Below are 22,186 nucleotides of genomic sequence, written 5' to 3'. Positions count from 1 at the left end.
CGGCGTCAACGGAATTACCGCCGGACGATCCCGGGCCGGGCAGCGCGAAAGCGACGCCGCAGCTGACCGGCTCGTTCATCCACACCCCGGCGGGCTCCTCGCACATCCCGCAGACGACCGGCCCGGGTTGATCCCCGGAGCCCAGCACGATCGGCCGTTCAGACTAATCGCATCGGGTCGGGAGCCGACCGGTTACCGTGGGCGACATGCATCAGAACTCCCGGGACGCGGAGTTGGCGGCCAGGGTCTCGCACGCGGACCTGGACAACCCCAACATCGCTCGCATGTACGACTACCTGCTCGGCGGATCGGCGAACTTCGCGATCGACCGGGAAACCGCGGAGCGGGCCCTGGAGTTCGCCCCGACGGAACGCGACTACTGCTACATCAACCGCGGTTTCCTCGGCCGCACGGTGCGCTTCCTGACCACCGAGGCCGGGATCGACCAGTTCATCGACCTGGGCTCCGGCGTGCCGACGGTCGGCAACGTGCACGAGATCGCCCACGCCCACAACCCGGAGGCGCGGGTGGCCTACGTGGACTGGGAGGCCGTCGCCTGCCACCACGCGCGGCACCTGCTCGGCGGCGACGAGCGGGTCACGGTCACCGAGGCCGACGTCTGCGATCCCGACTCGGTGCTCAACGCCCCGGGAGTGGCCGGTCTGCTGGACTTCTCCCGGCCGGTGGCGGTGCTGGCCTTCGGCATCCTCGACATCATCCCGAGCCCCGACGGCGCGTCGCTGGTGGCCCACTACCGGGACGCCTGCGTGCCGGGCAGCGCGCTGGCGGTGTCCAACAACGCCCAGCTGAGCCGCACCGACGAGGAGATCGCCGAACTGCGCGCGCTGCTGGCCGAGACCTCCACCCCGCAGATGCACATCCGCAACGCCGACGAGGTCGCCGCGCTCTTCCCCGGCTACACCCTCGTCGAGCCCGGCGTGGTGCCCGCCGCCTACTGGCGCCCCGACCAGCCGGTGGACGACGCGGCGGCGCGCCGCGGCAACGTCCTGGGCGCGGTCGGCTTCCTCGACCCGAAGCCCGCGGGCTGATCCGTTCGCGGTGAACCGCACCGGGCGAGCGACGGGGCGTCCCGTCGCTCGCCCGGCCGCGTTCAGCCCTGCTTCGCCAGCCCGCGCTCGACGGCGGCGATGATGTCCGGGCGCAGCCGCTCCGGCTGGACGATCGCGTCCACCGACCCGACCTCCACCGCGCGCTGGATGCTGTGCACCGAGTCGAACTCCGCGGCCACCTCGCCGAGCTTCTCGGCCCGCACCGACGAGCGCAGTTCCGCCAGCTCGGCGGCCAGCGTGGCGCGCTCGACGTCGGCGGCGGCGGCCACCCGGGCCGCCAGCTCCTGCACCCGCGGGTCCTTCGCGGTGCGCGCGTCGACCTCGCCCGAGAAGACCACGGCCGCGGCCGGGGCCCCGCCCAGGACGGAGGCGAACGACCCGTCGACGGCCAGCACCGTCATGTTCGGGTTGAGCGCCTTGGAGAAGACCACGAACGCCCCGCCGTGGTATCGGGAGATCACGCAGAACACGATCGGGCCCTCGAAGTTCACCACCGCGCGGCCGATCTCGGCGCCGTACTCCAGCTGCAGGGCGCGCATCGACTCCGGGGAGCCGTCGAAGCCGGAGAGGTTGGCCAGCACCACCAGCGGCCGGTTCCCGCTGGCCGCGTTGATCGCCCTGGCGACCTTCTTCGACGAGCGCGGGAACAGCGTGCCGGAGGTGTAGGTGTCCGGGCCGTCGGTGGGCGGGAAGCCGCGGCGCGGCACCGACCGCGACTCGATCCCGACCAGGCAGACCGGCATCCCGCCGAGGTGCGCGTCCTGCACCACGGCCGTCTCCGCGTCCGCCATGCCCGCCCAGCGCTCCAGCACCGCGTGGTCCTGGTCGGCGATGGCCCGCATCACCGTGCGGATGTCGAAGGGCTTCTTGCGGCCCGGGTTGGTCTCCGCCGAGAAGATCTCGCCCACCGTGGTGAAGTCGCTGCCGACCACCGCGTGCGGGAAGCCCGAGACGTCCCGGTCGACCGGGTCGGCGGTCCGGGCGCGGCGCGGCCCGGTCTCGCCCGGCACCACGTAGGTGTGGTCGTAGTGCCCCATCAGCACGCGCCGGGCGCCGGCGAGGTCGGCCGCCCAGTACTGGGCCTGGCCGTTCGGGCCCATCACGCGGTCGTAGCCGCCGATGCCGAAGTTGTCCTCCGCCGAGACACCGCCGGAGAAGTCCAGCGACTGCTTGCCGGTGAGCACCATCGCCGAATCCGGTGTCATCACCAGGATTCCCTTGGTGTGCATCAGCATCGTGGCCTCGGCGTTCCAGTACGGCTGGGCGCCCACGTTGATGCCTGCCACCACGACGTTGATCTCACCGCCGTCCTGGGTGAAGTGCACGATCCGCTTCAGCGCGGCGGCCACCCAGTCCATGTTCTCGGTGCCGGAGTCCATCGAGATCCGGGCACCCGCGGACAGCGCGTACCACTCCACCGGAACGCCCTCGCGCTCGGCGAGGTCCAGGGCGGCGATCACCCGCGAGCACTCCGGTTCGGAGAGCGCGCCGAGCGCCTTGGTCGGGTCGCCCAGCAGCACCACGCGCTTGATGCCCTCCGGGTAGCGCTCGGTCGGCGTGCTGGCCACACCGGCCACGATGCCCGACTCGTTGAGCCCCTTGGGCCGGTCCACCGGGACCAGCGCGCCGGTGTCGTCCAGGTCGTGCTCGACGAACGTCCCGTCGGCGCCGGCCACCACGTCGACCAGCTCGTAGGGGTAGACGTTCCCGCGCCGGCGGGCGCGCAGCACCTTCTGGCCGTAGTCGTCCAGCGGCTGGATCGGCTCGGTCGGCGGTTCCGCGAGCTCGATGGTCAGCCCGGCACCCGCCCCGTAGGACAGCCGCAGCGCGACCTCGTCGAGCTCACCGGTGCCCGGGTCCTGCTGCCTGCCGAGGTAGAGGACCTCCTCCAGCCCGGCGCCCGCGGTGCGCGGTGCGACCCGCGCGGCCACCGAGGTGAGGGCCTGCTCGGCGATGTCGCTCGACGGCCACACGTAGAGCACGATCCGGTTGGCGTCGAGCCGCTTCTTGGCCGGGCGCTGGGCCTGGACCCGGCGGATCGCGTCCAGGCAGGCGTCCAGCACCGCCTCGGCGGCGGGCAGCGCCACGACCCGGCCCTCGGAGTCGCGCAGCGGCGTCAGGTCGCGGATCTGGGCCATCGCGACGAGGCGCTCGTCGGCCGGGTTCTCCGGGGCGACGCACCGGAGCAGGTGGACGTCCTCGTCGGCCGACGGCAACCGGGTGATGTCGAAGTTCTCCAGCCGGTGCAGCTGAAGCCGCTGCGCGACCAGCGGGTGCAGGCCGCGGATGATGCGCTCCTCGACCAGCCCGTCCTCGCCTGGGCGGAAGGTGAAGTGGTGGTGCATCGTGGTGCCGCGCCGGCCCGCCACCGTGGTCGTCACCCGCCGCAGCCGCTCCGGCAGCGGCAGCGCGGCCAGCGCCTCGCGCAGCACCGCGGCGGCTTCGTCCGGGTCCGCGGGCTGGTCGTTCCAGGCCAGGTAGACGTCGGCGACCAGCTCTGCCGACGAGGTCGCCGTCTCGGCCACGGCCCGCACCGCGTCGGCGAGGCCGGTGAACTCGGCGGCCGTGGCGACCAGCTGCAGGCGCTGGCCGTCCAGGTCGTACTCGGCGGTGACCAGCGAGCGGTCCCCGGATCGCAGGCACTGGACGTCCTCGAGCGAGCGGTCCCGGTAGTAGCGCCTGCTGAGCACCTCCAGCAGCGGCCCGTGGTCGAACCCGTTGCGGTCCATCCGCTGGCCGAGCAGTCGCACCAGCGGCTCCGGGCTGGCGACCATGGCGGCGATGCGCTCCGCGCGGTCCGGCGCGGCGGGGTTCTCGTCGAGGTGGCGCAGGTGCCTGCGCACGTCGGTGTAGACCTCGGCGCGGGCGCGCCGCAGCATCGGCTGCGCGAACCAGCGGAACACCAGGCTGCGCGCGAGGTCGCCGACGACCGGGAACCGCACCTGGGTCGCCACGATCAGGTGTTCGAGGGCGTGGCCCACGGTCTCGCGCAACGATGCCGGCGGCACCGGTTCGGTGAGCCACTGCTTCAGCAGCGTGGTCACCACGGCCACGTCGGAGGCGGCGCGCTGCTGGGCCAGGAAGATGCGGAAGACCGCTTCTTCCAGGGCGTGCGTGCGGTCCAGGCCGTCGACGCCGTAGTGCCCGACTACGCGGGTGAGCCGGTTCTGGAAGGTCTCCGGGAGCCCGGCGCGCTCGACGTCGAGGCTCTGCAGGTAGCTGTGGAAGAACTCGCGCGGGCTGTGCACCTGCACGTCGGCGGTGGAGTCCTGCGCGGCGGGCTTGTTGCGGCTGAGCTCCGAGAGGTCGGCGAAGACCCACAGCAGGTCGACCTCGCCGGTCAGCGGGCGGTCGCCGTCGGCGGTGGCCTCGGCGCGAGCGGCCAGGTAGTCGGTCAGCACGCGCTGCTGGTCGTGCGGGTCGACGTCGAAGCCGAGCAACCGGCTGCGCAGGTCCTGCAGCCCGCGCCGCACCCGGTCCGCCGCCGCGACGCCGGTGGGCTCCTCCGGCAGCGCGACGTCGGCGGCCGGGCTCGCGGCGGTCGCGGACTCCTCGCCGTCGTCCTCGACCGGTTCCAGCCGCAGCAGCGGCGCACCGGTCTCCACCTGGCTGCCGACCGAGACCAGGCATTCGCGCACCTTGGCGCGGAACGGCGCGCGCAGCACCGTCTCCATCTTCATGGCCTCCAGGACGAGCACCGGCGCCCCGGCCTCGACCTCGTCGCCGACCTCCAGCGGAGTGGCGACCACCAGCGCGGGCGACTGCGAGCGGAGCACGCCGCCCTCGTCGCGGCTGATCCGGTGCGTCACGCCGTCCACCTCGACCAGGTGGATCGGGCCGTGCGTGCTGGTGACCAGCCGGAACCGCTGCCCGTTGACCACGAGCTGGCCGGTGGCGGCGTCGTAGCGCTCGAGCTCGGCGTCGACCATGCGCACGTCGTCGCCGTTGGCGAAGCCGACCCGGTAGCGCTGCGGGCCCACCTGGGCGACCAGCACCCGGTAGCTCGCGCCGCGCAGCTTGAGGTCGATCGCGCGGCCGCCCTCGTGCTGGACCTGCGGGCGGCCGCCGTGCGCGGTGGACAGCAGCCGCTGCAGCTCGACCTGCGCTTCGTCCTCGTAGGCCTCGATCGCGGCGGCGGCCAGCGCGACCCCGGAGCCGCTGTCGCACACCAGGCGGCCCTGCTCGCGGACGCGGTCGATCCAGCCGGTGTCGGCGCTGCCGTCGATCACCTCGGGCTCGCCGAGCAGGTCGAGCAGGAAGCTCTTGTTGGTGGTGCCGCCCTCGATGATCACGGTCGTCTGGGACAGCGCGCGCCGCAGCCTGCCCAGCGCCTCGTCCCGGTCGCGGCCGTAGGCGATGATCTTGGCGATCATCGAGTCGAAGTCGGCGGGGATGGTGTCGCCCTCGCTCACCCCGGTGTCGACGCGGATGCCGGGGCCCGCGGGCAGGTCGAGCAGCGCGATCCGGCCGGGCGCGGGCGCGAAGTCGCGGTCCGGGTCCTCGGCGTTGAGGCGGGCCTCGACGGCGTGCCCGATCTCGGCCGGGATCTCGCCGTCGAGCTTGCCGCCCGCGGCCACGTGCAGCTGCGCCTTGACCAGGTCCACGCCGGTGGTGGCCTCGGTGATCGGGTGCTCCACCTGCAGCCGGGTGTTGACCTCCAGGAAGGCGAACAGCCGCTCGGCGGGCTGGTAGAGGAACTCGACGGTTCCGGCGCCGCGGTAGTCGGCGGCCAGCGCCAGCCGTTCGGCGGCGGCCTTGAGCTCGCGCACCTGCTCGGCGCCGAGCACCGGCGATGCCGACTCCTCGATGACCTTCTGGTTGCGGCGCTGCACCGAGCAGTCCCGGACGCCGAGCGCCCACGCCGTGCCCTGGCCGTCGGCGATCACCTGGACCTCGACGTGGCGGGCACCGGTGACCAGCCGCTCCAGGAACAGCACTCCGCTGCCGAAGGCGCGCTCGGCTTCGAGGCTGGTGCGCTCGTAGGCCTCCGCCAGCTCGTCCTCGGAGTGGATGACGCGGATGCCGCGCCCGCCACCGCCTGCGGTGGCCTTGAGCATCAGCGGGTAGCCGATGTCCTTCGCGGCGCGCAGCGCACCGTCGAGGTCGGCCACCGCGCCGCGGCTCCAGGGCGCCACCGGCACGCCGGCCTCCTCGGCGAGGAGCTTCGCGCCGATCTTGTCACCGAGCCGGCGCATGGCCTCGGGGCTCGGGCCGATGAAGGTCACGCCGAGCTTCTCGCAGAGCTCGGCGAACGCCGGGTCCTCGGCCACGAAGCCCCAGCCGACCCACACCGCGTCGGCGCCGGTCTCGCGCAGAGCGCGCTCCAGCACGTCCAGGTCCAGGTAGGGGCGCGCGGACGCCGGGCCGAGGAGGTAGCCGATGTCGGCCTCTCGGACGAAGGTGGAGGTGGCGTCCACATCGGTGTGGAGCGCGATCGTCCGGATCGACGCCGTGCCCTCGGCGTTGACCTCCCGGACGGCGTGGATCAGCCGCACAGCGGCCTCTCCCCTGTTCACGATGGCGATACGACTGAACACCGAGCCTCACATCTTCGACAACACGAGAAAGGCGACGACCCGGAGCGGAACGTCGCCGAACTTGACCTCAACCCTGCCTGATGCCGACCGGTTGCGAGAGGAGCAACGCGCCAGCATTCGCGACCAAGATTTGTAGGGTCCCGCCAAAAGCACCCGCCTCGGGCGTGCCGCCGGCGGCGGCACCACGAGCACATCACTCGATCAGCACCGCCTGCAAGCACCCGGCGACGCACTGCGCACGCGGGGAGAGGACGGGCGCGGCGGGCTCCTAGACTCGACAGGTGCTGCCCGACCTCGACGAGATCACGTCGGACGAGTCCTACGCCGACCGCCGCAACGACCTCGAGTTCTGGGCGCCCTGGGTGCGGCGCGGCCTGGACTCGCTCGGCCTCCCGCGGCCGACCCGGCTCCGGAGCCCCGGCGAGAGCACGAACCCGGTGTTCGTCGGCGACAACGGACTCGTGGTGAAGCTCTACGGGGAGTTCTGGTGCGGACCGAGCAGCCTCGAGTGCGAGGCCGAAGCCTACCGGCTGCTCGCAGGGCACGGGCTGCCCGTTCCCGCGCTGCTCGGCCGCGGCGAGCTCCGGCCGGACGCCGCCGGGTGGAACTGGCCGTTCCTGGTGCTCTCGGCGGCCGAAGGCAGTCCGTGGCGAAGCGCGGAGACCGACCGGGACACCGAACTGGTGCTGGCCGGGCGGGTGGGCGAACTGCTGGCACGGCTGCGGCGGATTCCCCTCACCGGCAGCGAAGTCCTGCACCCGGCCGCGTTCGTCGACCTGCTGCGGGAGCGCGCGGCAGCGGCGGCCGCCGACCACCGCGGGTGGCAGCACCTCTCGCCCGGGCTCATCGACGCCATCGACGACTTCCTGCCCGACGCGGTCGAGCTCCTGGACGGCAGCCCCGAGCTCGTCCACGGCGACCTGCACGCGGGCAACCTCTTCGTCGTCCCGGAGCGCGGCGAGGTCACCGGGCTGATCGACTTCAACGACGTGCACGCGGGCGACTTCCGCTACGGCCTCGTGCAGCTGCACCTCGACACCTTCGGCGCCGACCGGGAACTGCTCGCGGCGGCGCTGCGCGGCGCGAACTGGCCGGTCACGCCGGACTTCCCGCGGGAGATGCTGGCGTTCACCTTCCTGCACGACTTCGACGTGCTCGAGCGGACGCCGCTCGACCTGACCGGCGTCACCGACCTGACCGAGCTCGCCGAGCTGCTGTGGGGCGTCGACCGGTGATCACGGGAGGCGCTGCTCCCGGTACCAGGCGCCCCACTCCTCCAGCCGCCGGACGACGTCCTCCAGGCTCGTGCCGATCGCGGTCAGGCTGTACTCGACCTTCGGCGGGACCTGCGGGTACACCGTGCGGAGCACGATGCCGTCGGCTTCGAGCTCGCGCAGCTGCCGGGTCAGCATCCGCTGGGTGATCGACGGCAGCGCCCGCTTGAGCTCGCCGAACCGGTGCGGCCCGTCGGTGAGGTGCTTGAGGATGGCCATCTTCCACTTGCCGCCGACCACCTCCATCGCCGCCTCGACGGTGCAGTACTCGGGCATCTCCGACACGCTCTCCCGCACGGGCCCCGCTCCTCACGGTATACAAACCGACACTACGGCACTTCAAAGACCGTACTTGCCCTGGCGCATGCGTGGAGAAGAGGATCATTCCGCGGCGTCGAGCCCGGCCGCTGCTCACCGAAACGAGGAATGAGATGTCGATCCACCCTGCCCTGACGCCGGTTCGCATCGGCGGGACCGAGCTGTCCAACCGCGCTGTCGTCGCCCCGATGTCGCGGGTCAGCACCACCGGAGACGGGGTGCCCACCGCGCTGATGGCCGACTACTACCGGGAATTCGCGCGCGGCGGGTTCGGGCTGATCACCACCGAGGGCACCTACACCGACGAGCAGCACAGCCAGGCCTACCCGGACCAGCCGGGCCTGACCTCCGATGCGCACGCAGCGGGCTGGCGCGAGGTCGTGCGCGCCGTGCACGACGCCGGTGGCCGGATCGCGCTGCAGCTCATGCACGCCGGAGCCCTGTCGCAGCTCGACCGGCCGACGATCGCGCCTTCCGCGGTCGCTCCCAAGGGCGCGAAGATGCCCGCTTACGGCGGCGGGGCGGGACCGTTCCGGACTCCGGCGGAGGCCACCGAGGAGGAGATCGCGCAGGCCGTCGCGGGCTTCGCCGCGACCGCGGCCCGAGCGCGCGAAGTCGGGTTCGACGCGGTGGAGGTGCACGGAGCGAACGGCTACCTCATCGACCAGTTCATCACCGGCTACACCAATCTCCGCGATGACCGGTACGGCGGCTCGGTGGCCAACCGGGCGCACTTCGCCGCCGAGGTGCTGCGGGCGGTCCGCACCGCCGTGGGGCCGGAGTTCCCGGTGGGCATCCGGCTGTCGCAGACCAAGGTCAACGACTTCGAGCACCGCTGGCCGGGCGGCACCGGCGACGCGGAGGTGATCTTCGGCGCCGTCGCCGCCGCAGGCGCCGACTACCTCCACCTGGCCAGCGAGGGCCGGGACTGGGCCGAGAGCGCTCAGCTCGCCCCGGGCGTGACGATCACCCGGTTGGCCAAGGAGGTCACCGGCCTGCCGGTGATCGCCAACGGCGGGATGCACGAGCCCGCGCTCGCGCAGTCCCTGCTCTCCGGCGGCGAAGCCGACCTGGTCGCGCTGGGTCGCGGAGCACTGGCCAATCCCGACTGGCCCCGCCTGCTGGCCGACGGTGAACAGCTCCGCGAGTTCGACCGGGCGATGCTCACCCCGGACGTCACGCTCGCGAGCCAGGCCGCCCTGCGCTGATCACGACCGGTCCGCCTCCTCGCCCGCCGGGGAGGCGGACCGGTCGCGCAGCGCGAGCCAGGACACCGCGGCCATCGCCAGCAGCACCGCCCCGCCTACGAGCGCAGCGGCGGTGAAGCCGTTGCCGAACGCGGTCACCGCCGCCGTTCGCAGCGCCGCACCCACCTGCTCGTCCATCTCGCCCGCGATCCGCACCGCCGCGCCGAGCGAGTTCTGCGCTTCCGCGTGCTGCTCGGGGCTCACGCCCGCGACCGGTTCCAGGGTGTTCCGGTAGATCCCGCTCAACGCGGTGCCGAGGATGACGATGCCCAGGCCGGAACCCAGTTCGAACGACGTCTCCTGGATCGCGCCCGCCGCACCGGCCTGGCTCGGGGCCGCCGCCGACATGATCACCTCCGCGCCGAGCGTCATCACCACCCCGACCCCGAGCCCGCTGCCCGCCAGCAGCGCGACGACGACGCCGTAGCCGCTACCGGAACCGAACAGGGCGAGGCCGGACATCGAACCCGCGAAGACGAGCAGGGCCAGCGCGATGGCGACGCGATCGGTCAGGGCCGCCGCCACCTTCGGCGCGAAGACCGCACCGACGGCGTTCGCCACGGCCATCGGCAGCAGAGCCGCTCCGGCCAGCAGCGGCGAGTAGCCCGAGATGAGCTGGAACTGCTGGGTGGCGAAGAACATCAGCGCGATGTAGCCGGCGAAGCTCGCCAGGATCGCCCCGGTGGCGACCGAGAACTTCCGGTCGGCGAACAGCGACAGCTCCAGCAGCGGCTCCCGGATCCTGCGCTGCCGCACCACGAACGCGATGAGCAGCGCCACCGCCACCACGCCGATGACCAGGTTCGGCGGAGAAACCGCGCCGTGCTCGCCGATCTGCTTCAGCGCGTACACCAGCCCGCCCAGCCCGAGGACCGACATCGCGGCGCTGAGCGCATCCCACCGGCGCACCGCCTCGTCCCTGGATTCCGGCACGACGACCGCGCCGACGACCAGCGCGACGAGCACGACCGGCAGGTTGATCAGGAAGACCGACCCCCACCAGGAGTGCTCCAGCAGGAATCCCGCCGCGATCGGCCCGATGGCCGCGCCCGCGCTGTGGCACGCCGACCACACGCCGAGCGCGAACGCCCGCTCCCGGGCGTCGGGGAAGGTGATGCGGATGATGGCCACCGTGGCCGCCGCGATCATGGCCGCGCCGAACCCGAGCGCCGCGCGGAAACCGATCAGCGCCACCGGAGTCGTGGCGAAGGCGGCACCGGCCGACGCCAGTCCGAACACGGCGAAACCACCGAGCAGCACCTTCTTCCGCCCGACCCGATCGCTCAGCGTGCCGCAGGTGACCAGGAAGGCCGCCACCGTCAGCGGGTAGCTGTCGACCATCCACAGCAGTTGCGACGCGCTGGGCAGGAGTTGCTGCGACAGCGTCGGAACCGCCACGTGCAGGATCGTGAGGTCCATGCCGACCAGCAGCAGGGTCGTGCACAGGATCCCGAGCACCAGCCACCTGCGCCGGGACAGCTCGTTCCGGAGCGCCGTCGCGGCGCCCGCATCGTCATTCATCACCTTGTACCGCGAATTCCCGTTCGAGCAGCGGAAACGAGTCCGGTCACCGGCGCCCGAACCGCGCCTCCGACCTGGAACTCACCGGACGAGTGGCCCTTCGGGGGCCACGGTGCGATCGTCGACCGGATCACCGCGGCGCACAAGTACGGAATTCCTTGTGCCATAGGCACAAAACGTATACCACTGAGGACTGCCGGCCACGGTTGCGGAGCTGTGGCGAAGCCGATCAGACGCAGGCCGGAGGAACGAGTTTCAGTCGGCGTCGGCCATGTGCGCGCGGCGGGGCTTGCTCTCGTCGAGGCGGCGGAGCTCCCGGAGGCTGTCGGCCAGGGTGCGGTCGCCCAGCGAGGCGAGCACCGCCTGTTCGGCTTCCGCGGTGAGCGCGGCGAAGTACTCGCTCGCGTTCGCCGTCACCAGGCACACGTGCTCACCGCTCGGCGAGCACGCCCACAGGGGTTTGTCGCCGATCGCGCAGCGGTAGATCTCCGCCAGGGTGATGTCCTCCGCCGGGCGCCCCAGCCTCGCGCCGCCCGCGCGGCCCTTCGCGCACACGACCAGTCCGGCGTCCACCAGCGGGACCAGGAGCTTGCGGACCAGGCTCGGGTTGGTGTCCAGGGTGTCGGCCAGGTGGGCCGAGCTCATCGCCGCCGTGCCGCGCTCACCGGCGACGGCGAGGGACAGCATCATCTTGAGCGCGCGGGAGAACCGGATGTCCAGCACGGCCCCACCCCCGTTCGCGATCAGCGCCGATGCTACTCGACCCCATAATAGCAACTCTCACAGTTGCACTTACGTTCTGAAACTGTACTCTTGATTCGTACAGTTTCAGTCCGGCACGTCCGACAGGAGACCGCCAACGTGAGCACCCGCGCAGCTCAGCTACTGTCCCGCCCGTTCGCGCTGGGATCGGCAACGCTGCCGAACCGGATCGTCATGGCTCCCATGACCCGCCAGTTCTCCCCCGGCGGCATCCCGGGAGACGACGTCGCCGTGTACTACGCGCGCCGCGCCGCAGCGGGAACCGGCCTGATCATCACCGAGGGCACCAGCGTCGACCACCCCTCCGCCGGGTTCAGCGCGGACGTCCCCCGCTTCCACGGCGAGGAGTCGCTGGCCGGCTGGGCCCGCGTGGTGGAGGCCGTGCACGCGCAGGGCGGCAAGATCATGCCGCAGCTCTGGCACGTGGGCGTCCAGCGGCCCGCAGGCGCACCGCCGTTCCCCGAAGCGCCGCCCGTCGGCCCCTCCGGGGTCGGTGTCGACGGAACGCCCGGCACGGGCGAGGCGCTGACCCTCAGCGGCATCGACGACATCATCGGCGCCTTCGCCGGCGCCGCACGGGAAGCCGAGCGCATCGGCTTCGACGGCATCGAGCTGCACGGCGCGCACGGCTACCTCATCGACCAGTTCCTGTGGGAGCGCACCAACCAGCGCACCGACGCCTACGGCGGCGACCCGGTCTCCCGCACCAAGTTCGCCGCGGACCTCGTGACCGCCATCCGCGAACGCGTCGCCCCCGACTTCCCCGTCGTGCTGCGCTTCTCCCAGTGGAAGGCGGACAACTACGACGCCCGGCTCGCCGAGAACCCCGGCGAGCTGGAGGCCCTGCTCACCCCGCTCGCCGACGCCGGCGTCGACGCCTTCCACGCCTCCGGCCGCCGCTACTGGCAGCCGGAGTTCCCGGATTCCGGCTCCGAGCTCAACATCGCGGGCTGGACGAAGAAGGTCACCGGCAAACCGGTCATCACCGTCGGCTCGGTCGGCCTGAACAAGGAGTTCAGCCCCGAATCGCTGAACGGAACGGCCGCCGCGGTGGAGAGCATCGAACGGCTCCTCGACCGCCTGGAGCAGGACGAGTTCGACCTCGTCGCGGTCGGCCGGGCCCTGCTCGCCGACCCGCAGTGGGCGGAGAAGGTCCTCGCCGACCGGATCCCCGACCTCACCCCGTTCAGCAAAGCGGCGGTCGAAACCCTCCACTGACCGGATCCGCGCCGCAGTGCCCGCATTCGCCGTCGCGATGCGGGCACTGCAGCTCCGGTGCGAGGCGCCCGGGGCCGTGGCGGGGGCGGCTGCTCGACGCGGACCTGCCCCGGCTGCGCAGTGAGCTCGAAGTCTCGCGCGACTACCTCTTCCGGGCGATGGGCCTGCGGCAGGACCTCTTCGCGTGGAGCTGAGCGGCATCAGCGCCCGAAACTCGCGGATGCCGGGCCGGTGTTACTCGTCGTCGTCCCACTCGGCGTCTTGGGCGTCCGCTTGGCGGGTTCGCTCCGCTGCGATCTCCAGGGCCCGGCGGGCCGTCTCCTCGTCCGGGTAGGGGCCGAGCAGGTCGTCGGCCCTCGCTCGGTCGTGGTGCTGGACCTGGTGGGTTCGCAGGTTGAAGTACCAGCCCTGGTCCGGGTTCGGGTCTTCGGTCATGGTGCGCTCCTCGCGGTCAGCTTCCGGCTGGGGCCAGCTCGACGGCCGCCTCGGGGGTGTGCAGCTGGAAGGCGAAGGACTCCTCCAGGTACAGCTCGACCGACGTCGCGTCGTGGCCGAGGTATCCGATCGACAGGTCCCGGCCCAGGACCAGTTCGCTGTCACCGCCGCGGGTCGACACCAGCAGGCCGCCGTCGAGCGCCGGGGACCACAGGACGTCGCCGCCCACCACCCGCGACAGCTCCTCGATCGCGAGCCGTCCGCCGATCACCGAGCCGCTGACCGCGGTGTGCACGGCCGGGCTCAGCAGCAGTGCGCAGGGGCCACCGACTCCCGACGAGCGCAGCGCGGTGCGGGCCTGCGCCACCGCTTCCGGGATCGCCGCGACGTCCTCGGGCAGCGCGATCGCTTCGTGCGACGAGCCGCTGCGCAAACCGTCCGAGGCGACCGCTGCCAGGCCGTCGAACACGGCGCTGTCCTCCGCCATCGCCATCTGCTGGGCCGCGGCGACCGCGGGCGACCAGTCGGCGTCCTGGGCGCCGCGCTCCACCGAGTCCACCGCCTCGCGGGTGACGCGGAAGGGCATCCGGAGTTCGGCCACCGGGCTGCTCCGGCGCACCCGCACCTGCACTCCCGCCGCCGCGGTGCCGGGTTCGCCGAGGTGCCCGGTGCCCACCGCGGCCAGTTCCGGTCCCCTCGGCTCCGGCACGTCCACCACCCGGCGGGCACCCGCGCTGAGCGCGAACGCGTCGCGGACCTGGGCCTCCAGGTCCTGCCAGGCCGCCGCCGAGATCGGGGCCAGCTCGCGGTGCAGGTTGTTCATGGCTGTCGTCCCTTCAGGCTGCCGATCCGCAACGACGCGTCGGCTTCGGGCGCGCGGCCCGGCTCCGGTGGGGGTGGCTGGTCGTCGAGGAAGTCCGCGGTGGGCACCACGAACAGCGAACCGGTCACCGCGGTCGAGAAGTCCAGGATCCGGTCGTGGGTGGCGTCGGCGGTGCCGAGGAACATCCGCTCCAGCATCAGCTCGATCACCGCCGGGTCGGCGGCGTAGCCGATGAAGTAGGTGCCGAACTCGCCTTCGCCGAGGCGGCCGAACGGCATGTTGTCGCGCACGATCTGCCGCTCGGTGCCGTCCGGGTCGACGATCGTGTTGACCGCGACGTGCGAGTCGGCCGGTTTGACCGCGTCGTCCATCTCGATGTCGTCGAGCTTCGTGCGCCCGATCACCCGCTCCTGCTCCTCGACCGGCAGCGCGTTCCAGGACTCCTGGTCGTGCAGGTACTTCTGCACGACCACGTAGCTGGCGCCCTCGAACGGGGCGTCCGCGGCGGCCGGGACGGTCACCGCGGTGCGCGCCGCGGGCCCGGTGGGGTTCTCCGTGCCGTCGACGAATCCGAGCAGGTCCCGCTGGTCCCAGTACTTGAAGCCGTGCACCTCGTCGACCACCGAGACCGCGCCGCCCAGGCGCGTCAGCACCTGGGCGGCCAGTTCGAAGCACAGGAACATCTGCCGGGCGCGGATGTGCAGCAGGACGTCGCCCGGAGTGGACACCGCCCGGTGGCGGGGCCCGGCGTACTCGGGCAGCACGTGCAGCGCGGCCGGGCGGGGCCCCGAGTAGAGCCGGTCCCACGCGGCCGATCCGATGCCCGCCACGCAGGCCAGGCCGCCCTCCGGGTAGCGGAACCCCACCGCGCGCTGCAGGCCGGCCAGGTCGCCGAGCAGGTCCCGCACGTCGGGTTCGCCGCCGCCGTTGATCGTCAGCACCAGGAAGATCGCCGAACCGGTCAGCGGGGTCAGCACCGGCTGCGGCTCCGGCGGCTCACCGGACGGGTCCTCGCTCGTCATCGCCACGCCGGTCCTCCACAACGTCGTCGCACGCACTGCGGTCGCGATTCGCGGGAAGCATGCAGCACCTCCGGCAACATCACGACTCGAGCCGATTCTGCGGCGAGGGTGCTCGCGGCGTCCAAGACGCGTTCCCGACCGCTCGACAGGCCGCGCCGATGTCAGCTGGTCGCGGTGCCGTGGTCGAACGAGGCGGTGGCGCGAACGGTCCGCGCGACCTGCACCAGGGCTCTGGTGAGCACCGATCCGGGCTCCACCGCGCTGGTGACGAGCGCGATCTCGGCGGTCACCGACGGGTCGCGCAGCTCCAGCACGCGCGCACCGGCCGGTGGGCGCACGGTGCGGATCCAGGTGTGCGGCACGATGCTCGCCCAGCGGCCGGTGCCGACGTGGGCGAGCAGCGACACCACGGAGTCGGCTTCGAGCCGCGGTGCCACCACCAGGCCCCGGGCCGCGAGCGCGTCGTCGATCAGCTGGCGCCCGCGCATTCCCTGGGTGAGCAGGCACATCGGCAGCTCCAGCGCGTCCGCCCAGCCGATGGTGCCTGCGTGGCCGGTGAGCAGCTCGCCGCTGGCGACGAGCACGTGCTGCTCCTCGTAGAGCGGGGTGACCACGAGATCGGTGGTGTGGAGCCCGTGCGGGTAGATCACCCCGGCGTCCAGCTCGAACCGGCGGATCCGGTCGATGATCTCCGAGGAGCGCAGGCTCGTCTCCAGCTGCACGCGCACCAGCGGGTGCTCGGCGCAGAACGGGTCGGTGAGCAGCGCGACCGTGCTCGCCGCCGCCGGGATCACGCCCATCCGCAGTTCCCCGGTGAGGCCGGTCTGCAGCGCGGTGACCTCCTGCTTGAGCGAGTCGTGGTCGGCCAGGATGCGCCGCGCCCACAGCACGAGGCGCTCGCCTTCCGGGGTGAGGCCCTCGAAGCTGCGCCCGCGGCGGACCAGCGGCACCTTCAGCTCCTGCTCCAGCTTGCGGATGGCCTCCGACAGCGCCGGCTGGGAGACGTGGCAGGCTGCCGCGGCGCGGGCGAAGTGGCGCTCGCGGGCGAGCGCGACGAAGTATTCGAGCTGGCGGAAGAGCATGGCCCATTCGACCACGCGCCGGGCCCATCTCGGCTGATAGGCGCGGTCTATCGGTGCCTCGGAACTTCCGCTTGGACGCGGCCGCCGGGGGTCGGCCAGACTCGACGGCGAGGAGCAGGGCCGAGGTGGGCCGCCGTCGCGGCATCGCCGCCTTCCGGCCGCGGCACCGCCGCGGAGGACGATCGGAGGGTTCGCTTGCCCGCCCAGGTGCTGATCCGCCCCGCGGCGGAGGACCACCGGCACGCGCTGCGGGTCGCCGCCGCGCTCTTCGTCCCCGGCTTCGCCCTGCTCGTGGCCGGGCGTCCCGACCTGATCATCTACGCCGTCTTCGGGTCCTTCACCGGCATGTACGGCCGGGGCGAATCCGACCGGCTGCGCATCGCGCACCAGGCCCAGGCGGGCGCGGTGCTGCTCAGCGGGGTGAGCGCGGGTGTTGCGCTCGCCGGCGCGCACGCTCCCGCGTGGGTGCTGGTGGTGACCGTGGCCGGGTGCGCTTCGGCGTGGTCGCTGCTGGCCGACCGCCTCGGGCTCCGGCCTGCCGGGCCGTTCTTCGGGATCTTCGCGCTGGGTGCCACCGCGACCGTTCCCGCGGGCCGGGTCGCGCCGTGGGCGGCGATCTCGATCTGCGCCGCGACCGCGCTGCTGTGCCTGCTGGTCAGCGTCGCCGGTGCCGTGCGCTCCCGCGAGCCCGCCGGCCGCCGCCAGGTGGAGCGCGGGCCGGGCGCGCTGGTCCACGCGGCCCGCTACGCGGTGGCCGTTTCCGCCGCTGGTGCGGTCGGGCTGCTCCTCGGCATCGACCACGCCAACTGGGCGATGGCCTCCGCGGCCGTTCCGCTGGCGGTCGTCGGCGTGCGCGACCGGTGGGCTCCCGGGATCGGCGGCATCGTGCACCGCGGGATCCACCGCGTGCTGGGCACCTTCGCCGGGCTCGCGATCACCGCCCTGGTGCTGCTGCCCGACCTGCCCGCCACGGCGCTGGCCGTCGTCGTGGTGGTCCTGCTGTTCCCCACCGAGCTGTTCATGGCCCGCCACTACGGGCTGGCGCTGGGGTTCTTCACCCCGCTGATCATGCTGATGACCGACCTGGCCGCACCGGCCGATCCGCTGATCATGCTCCGGGACCGCGCGGTCGACACGCTGATCGGCGTCACCGCCGGGATCGCGGCGGCGATCGTCATCCGGCGTCGAGCGGGCGCTGGCCAGCGTCGTAGATGAGCACGCCCCGTTCCGGGAGCAGGCGGGCTTCCGGGCTCGGGCGGTGCGGGCGGACCTTCCCGTCGTGCATCAGGTGCCCGACCGCCACCCCGCGCACCAGCGTCAGGTAGTCGGCGATCATCTTGCGGTGGCAGCGCCACCACAGCGATTCGGCGCACATCACCGCAGTCATCTCGGCGGCCGCGCCGGTGAGCAGTTCGTCGACGGCGGCCCGGAAACCAGCGGTGCGCATGTGCTCGGCGTAGCCGGCGAAGGAGCGGTTGCGCAGCGCGGTGTCCGGGCCGTCCGCGTGCGCCCGGCGCCAGCCGCCGAGCCGCGATTCCCAGCGGTAGCCGATGCCCTGCTCGGGCACCCAGCGCGACATAGCCGCCCGGGCGGCGTCGGGGTTGCGCCTGCTGCCGGGTGCGGTGCGCACGTCGACCAGCTCGCGGATCCCGGCGCCGCGCAGCAGCCCGGTCATGGTCGCCGCGTCGGCGGTGCCGTGGCCGAAGGTCAGCACCTCCGGTTCGGTCGGTGCGGCCAAGGCTCAGCCGCCGGGGAGGTCCAGGGAGACGACTCGGGCGCGCACTTCGCCCGCCGGTGTCGTGTAGCGGATGGTGTCGCCCGCGCGGCGCCCGGCGAGCGCCAAGCCCAGCGGGCTGTCGGTGGTCACGGTGATGTCCTGCTGACCGGCCGCGATCTCCTCGGGGATCGCCACCACCCGCACCGCCTGCTCGGTGCCGTCGTCGAACCGCAGGGTGGCCGCGGTGCCGTCGGGAACCCGGCCCGGTGGCTGCTCGGGGCCACCGGCCAGCAGCTCGTTCACCGTCCTGATCCGGTCGTCGACCGCGGCCAGGTCGTCGCCGCTCTCCAGCGCGTTGGCCTCGTCGGCGCGGTCCCCGACGTCGCTCTCCTGCTCCTGCATCGCGGCGGCGAGCGAGCGGCGGCGCTCCCGCAGCGTCGCGAGTTCCGCCTCCAGCTGAGCGCGGGCCCGCTCCGGCAGCTGCTCGGTCATCTCCGGTCCTCCTCCGTGGTCGCGCTCCCCCATCGTGCGCGGAACGCCCGGCGCGGCGCAGCGCGTGACTCGCTTTGCCGAGGTGCGTTCGCGGTGGTGGGATGCGGGGGTCGGACGCCGGAGGGCAGGAGCGCGTGATGGACGAGCGGACCAGCGGAGAGCAGCCGGAGTTCCGGCCCTACCACCACCCCGCCGCGGGCTGGGGCGCCGCCAGGAGCGTGACCGAGTTCCTGGTCCGCGAGCGCGAGCTGGTCGACGGGCCGCGGGCGATCATGCGGATGAACCACGAGAACGGCGGCTTCGACTGCCCCGGCTGCGCGTGGCCGGACGACACCAAGGGCCTGCACCTGGACATCTGCGAGAACGGCATCAAGCACGTGACCTGGGAGATGACCCGCAAGCGGGTCGGCGCGGAGTTCTTCGCCGCGCACACCGTCGCGGAGCTGTCGGAGTGGAGCGACTTCGAGCTGGAGGACCAGGGCCGGCTGACCGAGCCGCTGCGCTACGACCCGGGAATCGACCGCTACGTCCCGATCTCCTGGCCGGAGGCCTTCGCGCTCTTCGGCCGCGCGATGGCCGAGCTGGACAGCCCCGACCAGGCGTCGTTCTACACCTCCGGGCGCCTCGGCAACGAGGCGACGTTCCTGTACCAGCTGATGGCGCGGGAGTTCGGCACGAACAACCTGCCGGACTGCTCGAACATGTGCCACGAGGCCAGCGGCCGGGCCCTGCAGGCGTCCCTGGGCACCGGCAAGGGCACGGTCGACCTCAAGGACTGGGAGATGACCGACGCCCTGTTCATCCTGGGCGTCAACGCCGCTTCCAACGCGCCCAGGATGCTCACCTCGCTGGCCGAGGCCTACCGCAGGGGTGCGCAGATCGTGCACATCAACCCGCTGGTGGAGGCCGCGGCCACGCGCACGATCATCCCGCACGACTTCGCCCGGATGGCCACCTTCAAGGCCACCCGCACCAGCACGCTGAACGTCCAGCCGCGCATCGGCGGCGACATGGCGCTGGTGCGCGGCATGGCGAAGGCCGTGTTCGAGGAGGCCGAGCACGATCCGAAGGCCGTCGACGCGGAGTTCGTCGACCGCCACACCACCGGTTTCGACGACTACCGCGCGCTGTGCGAGGCCACGCCGTGGCCGGAGATCGAGCGCCAGTCCGGCGTCAGCCGCGCGGTGATCACCGCGGCCGCCCGCGTCTACTGCGAGGCCGACCGGAGCATCTTCAGCTGGTGCCTGGGCATCACCCAGCACGAGCACGGCGTCGACACCGTCCGCGAGATCGTGAACTTGCTGCTGCTGCGCGGGAACCTGGGCCGGGAGGGCGCCGGGCCGTCGCCGGTGCGCGGGCACAGCAACGTGCAGGGCAACCGGACCTGCGGCATCGACCACCGCCCGGACGAGGCGTTCCTGGACCGGCTGGCCGAGGTCTGCGGGATCGAGCCGCCGCGGGCCCACGGGCTGGACACGATCGGCACCATCGAGGCGATGCACCGCGGCGAGGTGAAGGTCTTCGTCGGCATGGGCGGCAACTTCGCGCTCGCCGCGCCGGACACGCCGCACACCTTCGCCGCGCTGCGCAAGTGCGCGCTGACCGTGCAGGTCAGCACCAAGCTCAACCGCAGCCACCTGGTGCACGGCGAGCAGGCGCTGATCCTGCCCTGCCTGGGGCGCACCGAGAAGGACCACCAGCGCGGCGGGCTGCAGTCCACGTCGGTGGAGGACTCGATGAGCATGGTCCACCTCTCGCGCGGCATGAAGCGCCCCGCCTCACCGCACCTGCTCTCGGAACCGGCCATCATCGCCGGGCTCGCCGCCGCGGCGCTGCCGGGCAGCCGCACCCCGTGGCAGCGCTACGTCGAGGACTACGACCGGATCCGCGACACGATGGCGCAGGTCCTGGACGGGTTCGAGGACTTCAACCGGCGGGTCCGGCTGCCGCTGGGGTTCCGCATCCGGCAGCCCGCCCGCGAGCTGATCTTCCACACCCCGTCCGGGCGCGCGGAGTTCTCCACCGCGGAGCTGCCCGACGTCGTCCCGGCCGACGGAGTGCTGGCGCTGGGCACGATGCGCTCGCACGACCAGTGGAACACCACGATCTACTCCGACGACGACCGCTACCGCGGCATCAAGAACCTGCGCACGCTGATCTTCATGAACGCCGAGGACATGCGCGACCGGGGCATCGGCGAGTTCGACCGCGTCGACATCACCAGCACGGCCCGCGACGGCAGCACCCGCACGCTGAACCGCTACCAGGCGATCCCCTACGACATCCCGCGCGGCTGCGCCGCGGGCTACATGCCGGAGATGAACGTGCTGTGCGCCCTCGGCGACTACAGCACCCAGAGCGATCAGCCGATCATGAAGCACGTCGCGGTGACCGTCGAACCGTCCGCCTGATCACCACGGGCGCGGCGTTTCGAGCACCTCGACGGCCGATCCGGCGGAGAGACCACCGGGCGGGACGACGGCGAGACCGTCGGAGAGCGCCAGCCCGCGCAGCATCGCGGGGCCGCCGAAGGGCAGGGCGGTCGCGGTGCGCGCGCGGAGCTCGACCGGCAGCAGCTTGGTGTCGCGCGGATGCCCCGGCAGGTCCGCGGCGGCGGTGAACCCGCGCGGCTCGGCCTCCGCGCGGCCGTTGAGGCGCTCCAGCAGCGGCTGGACCAGCGTCGCGGTTCCGGCCACAGCTGCCAGCGGATTGCCCGGCAGCCCGGACAGCCACCGGGCGCGCCCGTCGCGCGCGGGCGGGAGCTCGGCGAGCAGCATCGGGTGGCCGGGGCGGACGGCCACCGAGTCGACCAGGAACCGGGCGCCGAGCTCGGCGAGGACCCGGTGCAGGAAGTCTGCCGGACCGGCCGCCGTGCCGCCGGTGGTGACCACCACGTCGGCCGCCGAACCGGCGATCGCGGTGCGCAGCAGGTCGAAGTCGTCGGGGATGCGGCGGCTGCCGGTCAGCTCGCCGCCGCACCGCAGCCAGGGTTCCAGCAGCGGGCTCAACGCGTCGCGGACCCGGCCCTCCCGCGGTGGACCGGAGTCGAGCAGTTCATCGCCCAGCACCAGCAGTTCCACCACCGGGCGGCGGTGGACCGCGATCCGGTCGTGCCCGGCCGCGGCGGCCAGGCCCAGCACCGCGGGCGTGACCGCGGTGCCGGGCGGGAGCAGCGATTGACCTTGCCGGCATTCCTGGCCCCGCGGCCGGATGTCGCGGCCCGGGGCCGGTGAACGGCCGGACAGCGCGGTGCCCGACGGGTCGACCTGGCCGTGCTCGCGGCGCAGCACGGCCGTCGTGCCCGGCGGGAGCTGGGCGCCGGTGGCGATGCTCAGCGCGGTGCCGTCCGCGAGCGGCTCGGCCTGAGCACCGGCGAGCACCCGCCCGTCCCGCAGGCGCCACGGGCCTGGTCCCGCCACCGCCCAACCGTCCATTGCGGACGTGTCGAACGCCGGGAGGTCGGTGCGGGCCGTCAGCGGTTCGGCCAGCACGTGGCCGAGTGCTGCGGAGAGTTCCCGGGTGGTGGCGGGGAGCGCTCGCGCGGCGCTTCGGGCGGCTTCCCGCGCCTGGTCCCAGGTCGGCGGGGATCCCAGCTGGGTCGGCGTGCCGCTGGTGGAGGTTGCCAGGTCCATCGGAGTCCTCGCGCCGGGTCGTCGGTCGTGGTGCCG

Annotated in this window: 17 protein-coding genes; 6 read left to right on the top strand and 11 right to left on the bottom strand. The window is 72.8% G+C overall.

What is annotated here, in order from left to right; all coding sequences use genetic code 11:
- Window positions 1-206 precede the first annotated feature (206 nt).
- Window positions 207-1,049: an SAM-dependent methyltransferase gene (locus OU416_RS01785; RefSeq protein ID WP_270924998.1), complete on the top strand. Its 843-nt coding sequence runs from the start codon at window positions 207-209 to the stop codon at window positions 1,047-1,049.
- 62 nt (window positions 1,050-1,111) lie between these two features.
- On the opposite strand, the gene OU416_RS01780 is transcribed toward OU416_RS01785, so the two are convergent.
- Window positions 1,112-6,607, bottom strand: a complete 5,496-nt coding sequence (locus OU416_RS01780) for an ATP-binding protein (protein WP_270924997.1) — start codon at window positions 6,605-6,607, stop codon at window positions 1,112-1,114.
- Window positions 6,608-6,888: 281 nt separating this feature from the next.
- On the opposite strand from OU416_RS01780, the gene OU416_RS01775 reads away from it, so the two are divergent.
- Window positions 6,889-7,842 carry a phosphotransferase family protein gene (locus OU416_RS01775; protein ID WP_270924996.1) on the top strand — a complete coding sequence of 318 codons (954 nt, stop codon included), beginning with the start codon at window positions 6,889-6,891 and terminating at the stop codon, window positions 7,840-7,842.
- Here OU416_RS01775 and OU416_RS01770 read toward each other — a convergent pair whose 3' ends face one another.
- The gene (locus OU416_RS01770; RefSeq protein WP_270925400.1) at window positions 7,843-8,157 is read right to left on the bottom strand and encodes a winged helix-turn-helix transcriptional regulator; all 315 of its coding nucleotides are present in this window, start codon (window positions 8,155-8,157) and stop codon (window positions 7,843-7,845) included.
- Between the two features lie 155 nt (window positions 8,158-8,312).
- Between OU416_RS01770 and OU416_RS01765 the strand changes: the two genes are divergently transcribed.
- Entirely contained in the window at window positions 8,313-9,407 is a 1,095-nt protein-coding gene (locus OU416_RS01765) for an NADH:flavin oxidoreductase (RefSeq protein ID WP_270924995.1), read from the top strand.
- Here OU416_RS01765 and OU416_RS01760 read toward each other — a convergent pair whose 3' ends face one another.
- The gene (locus OU416_RS01760; RefSeq protein WP_270924994.1) at window positions 9,408-10,967 is read right to left on the bottom strand and encodes an MFS transporter; all 1,560 of its coding nucleotides are present in this window, start codon (window positions 10,965-10,967) and stop codon (window positions 9,408-9,410) included. It lies immediately after the preceding gene.
- Window positions 10,968-11,222: 255 nt separating this feature from the next.
- Complete coding sequence (locus OU416_RS01755) at window positions 11,223-11,690, bottom strand: RrF2 family transcriptional regulator (RefSeq protein ID WP_270924993.1); 468 nt, start codon at window positions 11,688-11,690, stop codon at window positions 11,223-11,225.
- 138 nt (window positions 11,691-11,828) lie between these two features.
- On the opposite strand from OU416_RS01755, the gene OU416_RS01750 reads away from it, so the two are divergent.
- Window positions 11,829-12,947 (top strand): NADH:flavin oxidoreductase, encoded by a 1,119-nt coding sequence (locus OU416_RS01750; RefSeq protein WP_270924992.1) that lies wholly within the window; start codon window positions 11,829-11,831, stop codon window positions 12,945-12,947.
- A gap of 234 nt (window positions 12,948-13,181) precedes the next feature.
- Here OU416_RS01750 and OU416_RS01745 read toward each other — a convergent pair whose 3' ends face one another.
- The 4 genes from OU416_RS01745 to OU416_RS01730 form a co-directional block, all read right to left on the bottom strand.
- Window positions 13,182-13,382 carry a hypothetical protein gene (locus OU416_RS01745; protein ID WP_270924991.1) on the bottom strand — a complete coding sequence of 67 codons (201 nt, stop codon included), beginning with the start codon at window positions 13,380-13,382 and terminating at the stop codon, window positions 13,182-13,184.
- A 16-nt stretch (window positions 13,383-13,398) separates the two neighbouring features.
- Complete coding sequence (locus OU416_RS01740; protein ID WP_270924990.1) at window positions 13,399-14,205, bottom strand: family 1 encapsulin nanocompartment shell protein; 807 nt, start codon at window positions 14,203-14,205, stop codon at window positions 13,399-13,401.
- Window positions 14,202-15,227 (bottom strand): Dyp-type peroxidase, encoded by a 1,026-nt coding sequence (locus tag OU416_RS01735; RefSeq protein WP_270925399.1) that lies wholly within the window; start codon window positions 15,225-15,227, stop codon window positions 14,202-14,204. The genes OU416_RS01740 and OU416_RS01735 overlap by 4 nt, the downstream gene beginning before the upstream one ends.
- Window positions 15,228-15,388: 161 nt before the next feature.
- Window positions 15,389-16,324, bottom strand: coding sequence for a LysR family transcriptional regulator (locus tag OU416_RS01730; protein WP_270924989.1), 936 nt, complete (start codon window positions 16,322-16,324; stop codon window positions 15,389-15,391).
- Window positions 16,325-16,504: 180 nt separating this feature from the next.
- On the opposite strand from OU416_RS01730, the gene OU416_RS01725 reads away from it, so the two are divergent.
- The gene (locus OU416_RS01725) at window positions 16,505-17,524 is read left to right on the top strand and encodes an FUSC family protein (RefSeq protein ID WP_270924988.1); all 1,020 of its coding nucleotides are present in this window, start codon (window positions 16,505-16,507) and stop codon (window positions 17,522-17,524) included.
- On the opposite strand, the gene OU416_RS01720 is transcribed toward OU416_RS01725, so the two are convergent.
- Together OU416_RS01720 and OU416_RS01715 are read right to left on the bottom strand one after the other, a co-directional pair.
- Window positions 17,484-18,047 (bottom strand): DUF488 domain-containing protein, encoded by a 564-nt coding sequence (locus OU416_RS01720; RefSeq protein WP_270924987.1) that lies wholly within the window; start codon window positions 18,045-18,047, stop codon window positions 17,484-17,486. The genes OU416_RS01725 and OU416_RS01720 overlap by 41 nt on opposite strands.
- A gap of 3 nt (window positions 18,048-18,050) precedes the next feature.
- Window positions 18,051-18,518, bottom strand: coding sequence for a GreA/GreB family elongation factor (locus OU416_RS01715; protein ID WP_270924986.1), 468 nt, complete (start codon window positions 18,516-18,518; stop codon window positions 18,051-18,053).
- 137 nt (window positions 18,519-18,655) lie between these two features.
- Here OU416_RS01715 and OU416_RS01710 point away from each other — a divergent pair, with 137 nt between their 5' ends.
- The gene (locus tag OU416_RS01710; protein ID WP_270924985.1) at window positions 18,656-20,929 is read left to right on the top strand and encodes an FdhF/YdeP family oxidoreductase; all 2,274 of its coding nucleotides are present in this window, start codon (window positions 18,656-18,658) and stop codon (window positions 20,927-20,929) included.
- Here OU416_RS01710 and OU416_RS01705 read toward each other — a convergent pair whose 3' ends face one another.
- Window positions 20,930-22,150, bottom strand: coding sequence for a molybdopterin molybdotransferase MoeA (locus OU416_RS01705; RefSeq protein ID WP_270924984.1), 1,221 nt, complete (start codon window positions 22,148-22,150; stop codon window positions 20,930-20,932).
- Window positions 22,151-22,186 lie beyond the last annotated feature (36 nt).

The sequence above is a fragment of the Saccharopolyspora indica genome, from assembly GCF_027853965.1.
Taxonomy (GTDB): domain Bacteria; phylum Actinomycetota; class Actinomycetes; order Mycobacteriales; family Pseudonocardiaceae; genus Saccharopolyspora; species Saccharopolyspora indica.
Note: the sequence above shows the minus strand (reverse complement) of the source record. Positions and strands in the feature narration are given on the sequence as shown.